The sequence below is a fragment of the Methylobacterium sp. E-066 genome (assembly GCF_022829635.1).
Taxonomy (GTDB): domain Bacteria; phylum Pseudomonadota; class Alphaproteobacteria; order Rhizobiales; family Beijerinckiaceae; genus Methylobacterium.
The window spans coordinates 74,281-86,689 of sequence record NZ_JAKSYO010000207.1 but is presented as its reverse complement, the minus strand read 5'-3'; the positions used below and the strand labels follow the sequence as shown (position 1 = coordinate 86,689).

7 protein-coding genes and 1 tRNA gene are annotated in these 12,409 nt (G+C 71.1%); 5 read left to right on the top strand and 3 right to left on the bottom strand.

What is annotated here, in order from left to right; genetic code table 11:
* Nucleotides 1–57: 57 nt before the first annotated feature.
* Nucleotides 58–134: transfer RNA gene (locus MKL20_RS31140), tRNA-Met, on the top strand.
* A gap of 73 nt (nucleotides 135–207) precedes the next feature.
* Here the strand turns inward: MKL20_RS31140 and MKL20_RS31135 are convergent.
* From MKL20_RS31135 to MKL20_RS31125, 3 genes are all read right to left on the bottom strand, one after another.
* On the bottom strand, nucleotides 208–2,262 hold the full coding sequence (locus MKL20_RS31135) for an ATP-binding protein (RefSeq protein ID WP_244039923.1): 2,055 nt from the start codon (nucleotides 2,260–2,262) through the stop codon (nucleotides 208–210).
* Complete coding sequence (locus tag MKL20_RS31130) at nucleotides 2,259–3,764, bottom strand: ATPase domain-containing protein (RefSeq protein ID WP_244039922.1); 1,506 nt, start codon at nucleotides 3,762–3,764, stop codon at nucleotides 2,259–2,261. Before MKL20_RS31130 ends, MKL20_RS31135 begins: the two co-directional genes overlap by 4 nt.
* A gap of 118 nt (nucleotides 3,765–3,882) precedes the next feature.
* Nucleotides 3,883–6,384, bottom strand: a complete 2,502-nt coding sequence (locus tag MKL20_RS31125; RefSeq protein WP_409568218.1) for a PAS domain S-box protein — start codon at nucleotides 6,382–6,384, stop codon at nucleotides 3,883–3,885.
* Nucleotides 6,385–6,715: 331 nt separating this feature from the next.
* Here MKL20_RS31125 and MKL20_RS31120 point away from each other — a divergent pair, with 331 nt between their 5' ends.
* From MKL20_RS31120 to MKL20_RS31105, 4 genes are all read left to right on the top strand, one after another.
* Entirely contained in the window at nucleotides 6,716–7,444 is a 729-nt protein-coding gene (locus MKL20_RS31120) for a lysophospholipid acyltransferase family protein (protein ID WP_279595091.1), read from the top strand.
* A 413-nt stretch (nucleotides 7,445–7,857) separates the two neighbouring features.
* Nucleotides 7,858–9,582, top strand: coding sequence for a type I secretion system permease/ATPase (locus MKL20_RS31115; RefSeq protein WP_244039921.1), 1,725 nt, complete (start codon nucleotides 7,858–7,860; stop codon nucleotides 9,580–9,582).
* Complete coding sequence (locus MKL20_RS31110; protein WP_244039920.1) at nucleotides 9,579–10,892, top strand: HlyD family type I secretion periplasmic adaptor subunit; 1,314 nt, start codon at nucleotides 9,579–9,581, stop codon at nucleotides 10,890–10,892. The genes MKL20_RS31115 and MKL20_RS31110 overlap by 4 nt, the downstream gene beginning before the upstream one ends.
* Before the next feature lie 94 nt (nucleotides 10,893–10,986).
* Nucleotides 10,987–12,285, top strand: a complete 1,299-nt coding sequence (locus MKL20_RS31105) for a family 16 glycosylhydrolase (protein ID WP_244039919.1) — start codon at nucleotides 10,987–10,989, stop codon at nucleotides 12,283–12,285.
* The last annotated feature ends 124 nt before the right edge of the window (nucleotides 12,286–12,409 follow it).

The following is a 12,409-nucleotide window of genomic DNA, read 5'->3' as shown; positions in this document are numbered from 1 at the left end:
CCCCGGAGCCCGCCCACACAGGCGAACAGCCAGCCCGGACCAGCCGCACAACCTTGGCGCGGGGTGGAGCAGCCCGGTAGCTCGTCAGGCTCATAACCTGAAGGTCACAGGTTCAAATCCTGTCCCCGCAACCAAATCTTTCTCGACCACTCGATCACCATCAAAAACCCGGTCCGCTCACGCGGACCGGGTTTTTCGTGTTTGGGCTCAGCGGCCCTCGCCGCCGAGGACCAGGCGCAGGGACCGGGCGAGCTCGTCGCGGCGGTAGGGCTTGTTCAGGACCGGCAATTCGCCGTGGCCGATCACTTGGCCCTCGTCGAGATTGGCGACATAGCCCGAGGTGAGCAGCACCTTGATCCCGGGGCGCACCCGCTGGGCTTCGACGGCGAGCTGCGAGCCGTTCATGCCGCCCGGCATGACCACGTCCGAGAACAGGATGTCGATCCGCTCCACGTCCCGGAGATGGCCTAAGGCCTCGGCGGCGTTGCGGGCGATGATGACCCGGTAGCGCAGCTCCTCCAGGCTCTCCACCGCCATGCCGAGCACCTGCTCGTCATCCTCGACCAGCAGCACGGTCTCGCCCTCGCCGGCGCGGCGCAGGGGAATCGTCCGCAGTGCGCCGGCGCCGGTCTCCTCGTCAGCCGGGTCGGTGGAGCGCGGGAAGTAGAGGTTCACGGTGGTGCCGGCCCCGACCGCGGAGGCGATGTCGACGAAGCCGTTGGCGCTGCGCGTGAAGCCGTAGACCTGGCTGAGCCCGAGCCCGGTTCCCTTGCCGACCTCCTTGGTGGTGAAGAACGGCTCGAACACCCGCTGAAGCTTGTCCGGCGGGATGCCGGCGCCGGTATCGGTCACCGAGACCAGCACGTAGGGGCCCGGTGCCACGCCCTTCTCGGCGACCGCGCCGGTGCCGAGATGGACGTTGCGGCTCGTCACGGCGATCCTCGTGTGGCCGGCGCGACCCTCCATGGCGTCGCGGGCGTTGACGATCAGGTTCAGCACCGCCGCCTCGAACTGGGCCGGGTCGATCCGGATCGGGTCGAGGGCGGGGTCGAGATCGAAGGCCAGCTCGACCGCGCCGCCGGCGGCGCGTTCCGCGAGCGGCTTGAAGTCTAGGAGCAGGCGGTTGGGGTTGAGGGTCTGCGGCCGCAGCATCTGGCGGCGCGAGAAGGCGAGGAGCTGCTGGGTCAGCTGCTCGCCCCGGCGGGCCGCGCCCATGGCGGCTTCCGCGAGCCGCTTGACCCGGTCGACCTGCTCCGGCCGCCGGAGCACCATGTCGAGGCCGCCGACGATGACGGTGAGCAGGTTGTTGAAGTCGTGGGCGACGCCGCCGGTGAGCTGGCCGATCGCCTCCATCTTCTGGGCCTGGCGCAGGGCCTCCTCGGTGACGTGCTGGTCGGTGCGGTCCATCAGGATGCCGGCGATCCGGGTCGCCGCGCCCGCCGCGTCGTACTTGACCTGCCCCCGCAGGGCGATCCAGCGCACCGCCCCGTCGACCCGGCGGATGCGGCATTCGAGGTCGAGCCGGCCGGTCTGGCCGATGGTCGCGAAGGCGCGCTCGACGCCGTCGCGATCCTCGTCGACGACATGGGCCAGGAAGGTCTCCCGGCTCCAGAACGATTGCGGCGCGTCGTAGCCGAACACGGCGTCGAAGCGGGGCGAGCGCCGGGACGCGCCGGTGCCATAATCGAGGTCCCAGGATCCCATCCCGGCGGCGTCGAGGGCGAAGGCGAGGGTCTCGTGGGCGGTCTCGACCTCCCGGGTCCGCTCGGTCACGCGCCGCTCCAGCCCCTCGTTGGCGAGCCGGAGCTGTTCCCGGTCGCGCTCGCGCTCCAGGAGACGCTCGCGCGCCTGGTACTGGCGGCGCCGCGCCCGCAGGGCGGCGGCGGTGGCGCTGACCAGGGTCTCGGCGTTGATCGGGCGCTCCAGCAGGACCACGTTGCCGAGCCGGGCGAGCAACTGGGACGCCCGCGGGGAGCGGTGCCCCTGCTGGCGGGTCGCCAGCACGATGAACGGGAAGTCCGACCAGGCGGGCTGCGCCTCGAGCCATGCGAACAAGGCCGGCGGCCCGGTATCCCCGAGGGCCTCCTCGGTGACCAGCGCCGCGGCGGCCCCGGCCCGGAGGGCGTCCAGCCAGCCGGCCAGATCGGCACAGATGGCGGCCTGCGTGCCGGCCCGGGCGAGCACCTGCTCGGCCACCGCGGCGTCGCGGCCGCGCGGCGCCAGGATCAGGACACGCGCCTCGTCCTGCGTCGACGCGGTCACCGGCCGCCGCCGCCCAGCATCGCCACCGCGCCGCGATAGGACGGCAGACCCGTGAGCACGCCCTCGAAATCGGTCAGGGCTTCACCGACCTGGATCCCGTGCGCCGACAACCGCATCTCGCGGATGGTGCGCTCGTGCGCGTTCACCCGGCTCTTCACCACGGAGAGGGCCGTGCGGACCTCGCCCCTGGCTTCGAAGAACCGGAACAGCAGGATCGCGTCGCTGAGATAGCTGAGATCGATATCGGTGCGGACCTCGCCGATCACCCCGTGCTGCCCCAGGACCAGCAGCGTCGTGACGCCCTGCTGGTTCAGGTAGCTCAGCATCTCGTGCATCTGCAGGATGAGGAACTCCTCGCCCGGCATCGCGTGCAGGTAGGCATTCAGGCTGTCGATCACGACGAAGCCGGACCGGCGCTCCTCCACGGCCTGCCGGACCATGCTGGAGAACTCACCCGGCGAGAGCTCGGCCGGATCGATCTGCGTGATCGTCAGGCGCCCGGTCTTGAGATGCGGGGTCAGGTCCATGCCCAGGGCGGTGGCGCGGCTGAGCAGGGTCGCGAGGCCCTCGTCGAACAGGTAGTAGGTCGTGGTCTCGCCGCGCTCCAGGGCCGCCAGCATGCAGCGGATGGCGGTGGTCGTCTTGCCGACCCCGGACGGGCCCAGCAGCAGGGTGTTGGTGCCGGGCACCAACCCGCCGCCGAGCAGAAGGTCGAGCGCGCCCGTCCCGGTGGAGCGCGTCTTAGCCTCGAACGGCGTGTGATGCTCGGCGGCGATCAGGCGCGGGAACACCCGGATCCCCCCGGTCTCCAAGGAAAAATCGTGGTCGCCACCCCGGTACTTGATGCCGCGCATCTTGACGATGCGCAGCCGGCGCCGCTCGGAGCCGAATTCGCGCAACGTCTGTTCCAGCGAGATCACCCCGTGGGCGATGCTGTGGAGCTGCAGGTCGCCGGATTCCGAGGTGCGGTCGTCGAGCATCAGCACGGTACAGGCGCGCCGGGCGAAGAACTGCTTGAGCGCCAGGATCTGGCGGCGGTAGCGCAGCGGGTTCTGGGCGAGCAGGCGCAGCTCCGAGAGCGAATCGAACACGACCCGCTCGGGCTTGAGCGCCTCGACCCGGGCGATGACCTCCCGGACGGTCTCGCCGAGTTCGATCTCGGACGGGTGGAGGATCGACTGCTCGCTGTCGGGATCGAGCCCCATCTCACTGACGAGTTCGTAGACCTCGATGCCGTCCAGCGACCAGCCGTGGGTCGCGGCGGACGCGCGGAGTTCCTGGCTCGTCTCGGACAGGGTGACGTAGAGCGTCGGCTCGCCGCGCGCTGCGCCTTCGCGCAGGAACTGGAGGGCCAGGGTGGTCTTGCCGGTCCCGGGCGTGCCCTCCAGCAGGTAGAGGCGGCTCGGGGTCAGGCCGCCGCAGAGGATGTCGTCCAGTCCGGGAATGCCGGTCGAGATCCGCGGCGCCGGGGCATCCGGGAGCGCCGTGTCGGTGTCGGTCATCGGCTCGCTCAACGCTCCCCCAAACGCAACGTACAGTCCGTGCGGCGCGCACGGTAACAACTGCGCCGTGCCGTGTCAGCGCCGAAGCCCGGCCGGCCCGCGGGACGGCGCACGGGCCTCAGGCTTCGATCATATCGCGGATGCGCGAGGCCAGGGCTTCGATCACGAACGGCTTGGTGAGCACCTGCATGCCGTCATCCAGGTACCCGTTGCCGACCGCGGCATTCTCCGCATAACCCGTGATGAACAACACCTTGAGACCCGGACGGGTTTCACGGGCGGCATCGGCCACCTGCCGGCCGTTCATGCCGCCCGGCAGGCCGACATCGGTGATCAGCAGGTCGACACGCGCGTCCGATTGCAGGACTTTCAGCCCGGACGGGCCGTCGCCGGCCTCGATGGCGAGGTAGCCGAGATCCTCCAGCACCTCGGTCACCAGCATGCGCACGGAGGGCTCGTCGTCGATGACGAGGACGGTCTCGCCCTGCTCGGCCCGGGGCGCCGGGGCGAGGTCCGGCATCGCGGACGCCGCGGAGATGTCGCCATGGAAGCGCGGCAGGTAGAGGCACACGGTCGTGCCTTGTCCGACCTCGGAATAGATCCGCACCTGGCCGCCGGATTGCCGGGCGAAGCCGTAGACCATGGACAGGCCGAGCCCGGTGCCTTGCCCGATGGGCTTGGTGGTGAAGAACGGGTCGAACGCCTTGGCGATCACCTCCGGGGTCATGCCGGTGCCGGTATCGGTCACGCACAGCGACAGGTACTGGCCGTGCGGCAGGTCGCGCTCGCGGGCGGTGCGGTCGTCGAGCCAGCGGTTGGCGGTCTCGATGGTGATGCGGCCGCCGTCGGGCATGGCGTCGCGGGCGTTGATGCACAGGTTCAGGAGCCCGTTCTCGAGCTGGCCCGGGTCGACCAGGGCGGGCCACAGCCCGGCCGAGCCGACCACCTCGATATGGATCGACGGGCCGACGGTCCGGCGGACCAGCTCCTCCATGCCGTGGACCAGGGCGTTCACGTCCGTGGGCTTCGGGTCGAGGGTCTGGCGGCGCGAGAAGGCGAGCAGGCGGTGGGTCAGCGCCGCCGCCCGCTTGGCCGCGCCCTGGGCTGCGGTCATGTAGCGGTCGAGGTCGGTCATCCGGCCCTGGCTCATGCGCGTCTGCAGCAGCTCCAGGCTGCCCGAGATGCCGGTGAGCAGGTTGTTGAAGTCGTGGGCGATGCCGCCGGTCAGCTGCCCGACCGCCTCCATCTTCTGCGATTGCCGCAGGGCCTCCTCGACCTTCGCGCGCTGGGCGGCCTCCTCCTCGACGCGCCGCTCCAGGGTGGCGTTGAACGCCTCCAGGGCGGCCTTGGCGCGCAGCTCCTCCTCGATGTTGCGGGCCTCGATGACGGTGCCGATCGGCTCGCCGCGCTCGTTCCGGATCGGGCTCGCGGTGAAGCCGACCGGATAGAACGAGCCGTCCTTGTGGACGAAGACCTCCTCGCCCTGCTCGCGCTCGTTCTCCGGGAAGGCCTGGTCGATCGGGCATTCGCACAGCGGGTAGGGCGATCCGTCCGGCCGGGTGTGATGCACCACGTCGTGCAGGGTGCGGCCCTCGGTCTCCTCCAGGGCGTAGCCGGTGAGCGTCTCGGCGGCGCGGTTCATGTAGCTGCAGTGCTGGCGGTCATCCATCAGGAAGATCGCCTGCGAGGTGTTGTTGAGGATGGCGTCGAGCCGGCGGGTGGTCTCGACCAGGCGCTCCTCGGCGGCCTTGCGGTCGTGGATGTCGGTGACCGAGCCGATATAGCCGTGAAAGCCGCCATCCGCCCCGAGGCGGGGCTGAGCGGCGTCGATGAACCAGCGATAGCGGCCGTCGGCGCCGCGCAGGCGGTACTCGACCCGGAACGCACCGTGCCGGGCGTTGGCGTCCAGGAACGCCCGGCCGGACGCCTCCCGGTCGTCCGGATGGACCGCGTCGAGCCAGCCGAGGCCGAGGCCGTCCGCTTCGCTCTGGCCGGTATAGTCGTACCAGCGGCGGTTGAGATAGGTGCAGGCCCCGTCGGGGCCGGCCATCCACATCATGACCGGGGCATGGTCGGCCATGTTGCGGAACCGCGCCTCGCTCTCCCGCAGGGCCGTCTCGGCCCGCATCCGGGCGGTCGTCTCCGTGCAGGTGCAGAACAGGCCGACCACCGCGCCGGCCTCGTCTCGAAGCGGCGCGTAGGAGAAGGTGAACCAGGTCTCCTCGTCGTAGCCGTGGCGGTTCATGACCAGGGGCAGGTTCTCGACCCAGGTCGCCTCGCCGGCCAGCGCGGCCGCGACGAACGGCGCGATGTCGGGCCAGATCTCCGCCCAGATGTCGGGAAAGCGCGCGCCCATCGCGGCCGGGTGCTTGCTGCCGAGGACGTCCCGGTAGGCGTCGTTGTAGAGGAAGCCGAGCTCCGAGCCCGCGGCCACGAACATCGGGAAGCCGGATCCCTGCATCAGGCTGACGGCGGCGCGCAGCCACTGGGGCCAGTCCTGCGGCGGACCGAGGGTCGAGGACGACCAGTCGAGCGCGCGCATGGCGGCACCGGTCGCGCCGCCGCCCGCGACGGCAGCCGGCCCGTCCCGGACAGCGCTCCCTTCGTCCGCGTGCCCCATCACCCTCGCCAACGCGGTCTCCTTCGCTCGCGTCCACGCCCGCCTCAACCGTGCGACAACGCCGCTGGGCGGCGGCCGTTCTCCGGGTTCGGCACGGTCGGTTGCCGAGAGCGGCCCTTGTGGTCCCTGCGGCTGGTGACGCCAAGTCCCCGTCCGGCATCCGGATACGGATCGGCGGACTTGCGCGCGCGTTAGGGGAGAAATACTGCCCGAGACGGCGTCCGCGTCGTCGCCTCCGGCTTTCGAGCCGGCCTGAATTTGCCGTGCGCCCCGTTCCGCGAGGCGCTATGCCCCTGAACCGCCCCGCCCCGGGCCTAGGTGAGGCCCGATCTTGGTGCACGCCCGCTCCCTCTTGTTCGTCGTCTACTGGACCGCCTGGACGGCCCTGTTCGTCGCACCGCTGGTCGTCCTGGCGCTCGCCGGCGCGCCGGCGCGGCCAGTCCGCACGGCCGCGCGGCTCTGGGCGCGCGGGGTCCTGGCGGGACTCCACCGGATCGTCGGGCTGCGCTACGTCGAGGAGGGGCGCGAGCATCTCCCGGCCGAGCCCTGCCTGCTCGTGGCCAACCATCAATCCACCTGGGAGACCCTGGCCTTCCTGGTGCTGGTGCCCGACGTGGCCATCGTGGCCAAGCGCGAATTGCTGGCGATCCCGGTGGTCGGCTGGTTCCTGCGGCGCTCGCCGATGATCGTGATCGACCGCGCCAACGGCACCCAGGCCCTGCGGGCGATCATCGAGGGCAGCCAGGCGGCGGTGGCGGAGGGTCGCTCGGTGCTGATCTTCCCGGAGGGGACCCGGGGCCGGGCCGGCGATCCACTGCAGTTCAAGCGCGGCGTGGAACTGCTCTACGGCCGGCTGCGCCTGCCGGTGGTGCCGGTGGCGGTGAATTCGGGCCTGTTCTGGCCCCGCGGCGCGGCCACCCGGGCCGGCACCATCGTGGTGAGCTACCTCGCCGCCCTCGCCCCCGGCCTGCCGGCGGCGGAGTTCCTCCGCTGCACCGAGGGCGCGATCGACCGGGAGCTCGACCGCTGGCGCCCGGCCGAGGCGCAGGGACGGCGCTGACAGACTCTGCGGCAGACGTCTCATTGCGGCGTCGGCGCGGAGGATCCGCGCCCTTCTGAAGCGTTTTGACCGTCTGGCGCCGTCCGGCCTTCGACCGGGCTCCCGCCGGGCCGTTGGAGCGGCTCCCCGTATCGGGCGGCCCGGGCCACACAGGGCAATCGGCTCCACAGCCAAAACCTCGGTACTCCCTACCGATGCCGAAGATTGCAACCCATAGTTGCACAAGCGGTTACGTCATGAAACCGGAGACGTTCATGACGCCCTCTGCTGCCGCAATCCTCAGCCCCGCCGCGCGCCGGCGCGTCGGCCCCGGCGCGCTCGCGACTCTCGGCATCTGACGGCCCGGCCCCCGCCGCTCCCGCGGCGGGGTTCTGTTCGGGTTTCCGAACCCGAGTCTCCGGGGAGACCGTCCTGTGACCGACGAAGGCGTGTTGCGTGTTGCCAAAAGCCGGGAATTCCGGGCCGCCGTGCGGGCCGGGCGGAGCGCCCTGATCACCGTGATGATCGTCAGCGGCCTGATCAACCTGCTGATGCTGACCGCCCCGATCTTCATGCTTCAAGTCTACGACCGGGTGCTGCCGAGCCGGAGCATCGCCACCCTGGTCGGGCTCGCCGGCATCGCCCTGATGCTGTTCGTGATCCAGAGCGTGTTCGAGGTGTTCCGCGCCCGGATCCTGTCGCGGTTCGGCCGCCTCGTCGACGAGCGCCTCGGCCCGCGGATCTTCCGGACCCTGCTGGCGCGCGGCTCCGAGACGCCCCGCGGCGACGACGGCCCCCAGGCCCTGCGCGACCTCGACACCGTCCGGGGCTTCGTGTCGAGCCTGGCGCTTACCGCCTTCTTCGACCTGCCCTGGGTGCCGCTCTACATCGCGGTCTGCTTCCTGTTCCATCCCTGGCTCGGGGCGGCGATCGCGGGCGGCGCCCTGGTCCTCTGCATCCTGACGGTCCTGACCGACTGGGCCTCCGCCGAGACCACCCGGGAGACCGTGCGGGTCGCCGGCGCGCGCCGGTCCTTTACCGACATGGCGCACCGGACCGCGCCGCTGCTCTGCGCCCTGGGGATGCGGTCGCGGGTGGCCGATCTCTGGCAGGTCCGGACCCGTGAAACCCTCGATGTCGCCACCTCCAGCAACGACCTCGCCATCGGCTTCGGCGCGACGGCGCGGCTGCTGCGCACGGTGCTGCAATCCGGGATCCTGGGGCTCGGCGCCTACCTGGTGGTGCGCGAGGAGGCCACCGGCGGGGTGATGCTGGCCGCCACGATCCTGTCGGCCCGGGCGCTCGCCCCGGTGGATCTCGCCATCGCCAACTGGAAGTCGTTCTCGGCCGCCCGGCAGGCCTGGGGCCGCCTGGTGGCGTTCCTGCCCCCGCGGGAGCCCGAGGCCCTGACGCCCCTGCCGGCGCCCCGGGAGAGCGTGCGCGTGACCGCCCTGTCGATCGCCGTCCCCGGGACCGACACCCTGGTCCTGCACGACGTCAACGTCGCCCTGGCGCCGGGCAGCGCCCTGGGGGTGATCGGCGCCAGCGGCTCGGGCAAGTCCACATTCGCCCGGGCGCTGGTCGGCCTGGCCCGGCCGGTCCGCGGGGTGATCCGCCTCGACGGCGCGGCGATCGACCAGTGGGATCCCGACGCCCTCGGGCGCGCCATCGGCTACCTGCCGCAGGACATCGCGATGTTCGACGGCACCATCGCGGAGAACATCACCCGGTTCGATCCCGCGCCCGACCCGGAAGCCCTGCAATCGGCCGCGAAGGCGGCGGGCGTCCACGAGGTCGTGCTGCGCCTGCCCGGCGGCTACGACGCCCGGGTCGGCGCCGGCGGGCTCGGCCTGTCCGGCGGCCAGCGCCAGCGGATCGCGCTCGCCCGGGCGCTTTACGGCGACCCGTTCCTGGTGGTGCTCGACGAGCCGAACTCCAACCTCGACGTCGACGGTGACCGCGCCCTGGCGGCGGCCGTGCAGGGCGTGCGCGCCCGCGGTGGCATCGTGGTGGTGATCGCCCACCGGCCGAGCGCGCTGGCGGCGGTCGACCGCATCCTGGTCCTGGGCGAGGGCCGCGTGCGGCTGCACGGGCCCCGCGATGAGGTCCTGGCGCAGCTGGGCGCCCTGACCCGGCAGACACCCGCGAGGGTCGCATGACGCAGGACCAAGCCTTCGACCCGACCCGGGAAACCCGGCGCTCGCTCCGGCGGCACGTCGCCGGCGTCGCCGCGGTGATCGTGCTGGCCACCGGCACCGGCGCCTGGACCGCCGCCACCGAACTGTCCGGGGCGATCATCGCCACCGGCTCCCTGGTGGTCGAGAGCAACATCAAGAAGGTCCAGCACCCGACCGGCGGCGTGGTCGCCGAGTTGCCGATCCAAGAGGGCGCCCGCGTCCAGGCCGGCGACCTGCTGGTCCGGCTCGACGCTACCACCAGCCGGGCGACCTACGACAGCGTCACCAAGAGCCTGTGGGAGATCGCCGCCCGCAACGCCCGGCTCGAGGCCGAGCGCGACGGCCGCGACGAGCCCACCTTCCCGGCCGAGCTCGCCGGGGCCGGACCCGAGGTCGCCCGGATCGTCGACGGCGAGCGCAAGCTGTTCCGGTTCCGCCGCGACGCGCTTCAGGGCCAGAAGGCGCAGCTGCGCGAGCGGATCGGCCAGCTGCGCGAGGAGATCAAGGGCCTGGTCGAGCAGGCCGCCGCCAAGGAGCAGGAGACCGCGATCATCGGGCGGGAATACGAGGGCGTCGAGGATCTCTGGAAGAAGAACCTGATCCAGCTGACCCGGCTCACCAGCCTCCAGCGCGACATGTCCCGCCTCAAGGGCGAGCGTGGGGTCCTGGTGGCCAACATCGCCCAGACCAAGGGCAAGATCTCGGAGACCGAGCTGCAGATCATCCAGCTCGAGCAGAACCTGCGCAGCGACGTCGCCAAGGAGCTGGCCGAGAACCGCGCCAAGGCCGCGACCCTGACCGAGCAGCGGATCTCCGCCCTCGACCAGCTCCAGCGCATCGAGATCCGCGCCCCGCAGACCGGCTACGTGCACGAGCTCGCGGTCCATACGAGCGGCGGCGTGATCGCGCCGGGCGAGCCGATCCTGCTGATCGTGCCGACCGCCGATTCCCTGGTGGCCGAGGTCCGGGTCGCCCCCCAGGACATCGACCGGCTGCAGACCGGCCAGGCCGCCGGCCTGCGCTTCCCGAGCTTCGACCAGCGGACCACGCCGGAGCTCAACGGCCGGGTCACCCGGATCGCCGCGGATGTCAGCGAGGACAAGCGGACCGGCAATGTCTACTACCTCGTGCGCCTGGGCGTGACCAAGGACGAGCTCGGCCGCCTCGACGGCGCCAAGCTGATGCCCGGCATGCCGGTGGAAGCCTTCATCCGGACCGCCGACCGGACGGTCCTGTCGTATCTCACCAAGCCCCTGGTCGATCAGGCGCGGCGTGCGTTTCGCGAGAAGTAGGCCGGTCCGGCCTCTTCGCCGCCGGGCCGGCAGGAATATTGCAACCCTTGATTGTACCAAAACGTGATCCGGCGGAACCGAGAGGCCAGCCCCGATGCCGATCGACCCCAAGAACCTCGCGCAGACCGCGACCCTGACCTACAGCGCCGAGTTCGACACCCTCGACCTCTGGAACGGGACATCGGGCCTCGACACGGCGGGCGGCCCGCAATGGGGCAGCTACGTCACGGCGACCGGAACGCGGCCGTTCAACCAGGAGCAGGAATGGTACGTCCGGGCCGATCAGTCCACGGATGGCAGTGCCGCGGCGCTGCCGAACCCGTTCAGCGTCCATAACGGCGTCCTGTCCATCACGGCGGCGCCGTCGGACCCGTCGCTGCTCCCGGAGCTCGGCGGCCAGCCCTACACGTCGGGGATGATCAACACCTCGCACAGCTTCAGCCAGACCTACGGCTACTTCGAGATGCGGGCCGAGCTGCCGGCCGGGCAGGGGGTGTGGCCGGCCTTCTGGCTGCTGTCGCAGGACGGCACCTGGCCCCCCGAGATCGACGTGATGGAGATGCTCGGGCACGAGCCCGACACGCTCTACACCAGCGTGCACAGCCTCGCGCCGGGCCAGACCCCGGGCAACCACACCCTGAGCCAGGGCGCGTCGCAGGTCGCCGACATGAGCGACGGCTTTCACACCTACGGGGTCGATTGGGGGCCGGACAGCCTGGTCTTCTACTTCGACGGCCAGGAGGTCTATCAGACGCCCACCCCCGCCAGCCTGGACAAGCCCATGTACATGATCGCCAACCTGGCGATCGGGGGGACATGGCCGGGCGATGCCGACGCGTCGACGCCGTTCCCGGCCCAGATGAACATCGACTACCTGCGCGCCTACCAGGCGAACCCGAACACCGGCACGAGCGCGAGCCTGGAGCCGGTCTTCCACTTCTACGACGCGTCCACCGGCCAGCATCTCTACACGGCCAGCACGGAGGAGCGGGACGCGATCAAGACCTCCCAACCGGCCTACGCGTATCAGGGGGTCGGCTGGGCCGCCCCCACCGGCTCCGCCGGCACCGCGGACGTGTTCCACTTCACCAACGCGGCGACTGGGGACACGTTCTACACGACCAGCACGGCCGAGCGGGACGGCCTGCTCGGCTCCGGCTCGGGCTACCACTACGACGGCGTCGCCTTCGAGGCGTACAGCGATCCCTCCGCCGCCGGATCGGCCGCGATGAACATCGAGCGCTTCGTCAACACCGAGAGCGGCCGCCATTATTACGCGTCCAGTGCCGCGGAGATCACCTCCATCGAGCAGGGCCACGCCGGCACCGGCTGGGTCGACGAAGGCCACGCCTTCACGCTGCACGCCCCGACCCAGAGCATGTTCGGACTGTAGCGGCGGGGGGGGCGGCCGAGGTACCGCCCCGGCCCGTTCCTGCGATTCAACCCATCTTCCTCGGAGGCGCAGGTTCGCGCTCTCAAGCGGGCTGGCGGATCCACACATCGGGTCCGTTAGCAAG

Excerpts from the sequence above, each read along its gene's own strand:
- MKL20_RS31130 (WP_244039922.1), bottom strand. The coding sequence starts at position 3,764 with ATGACCGACACCGACACGGCGCTCCCGGATGCCCCGGCGCCGCGGATC.
- MKL20_RS31105 (WP_244039919.1), top strand. The coding sequence starts at position 10,987 with ATGCCGATCGACCCCAAGAACCTCGCGCAGACCGCGACCCTGACCTAC.
- MKL20_RS31110 (WP_244039920.1), top strand. The coding sequence starts at position 9,579 with ATGACGCAGGACCAAGCCTTCGACCCGACCCGGGAAACCCGGCGCTCG.
- MKL20_RS31125 (WP_409568218.1), bottom strand. The coding sequence starts at position 6,384 with ATGGGGCACGCGGACGAAGGGAGCGCTGTCCGGGACGGGCCGGCTGCC.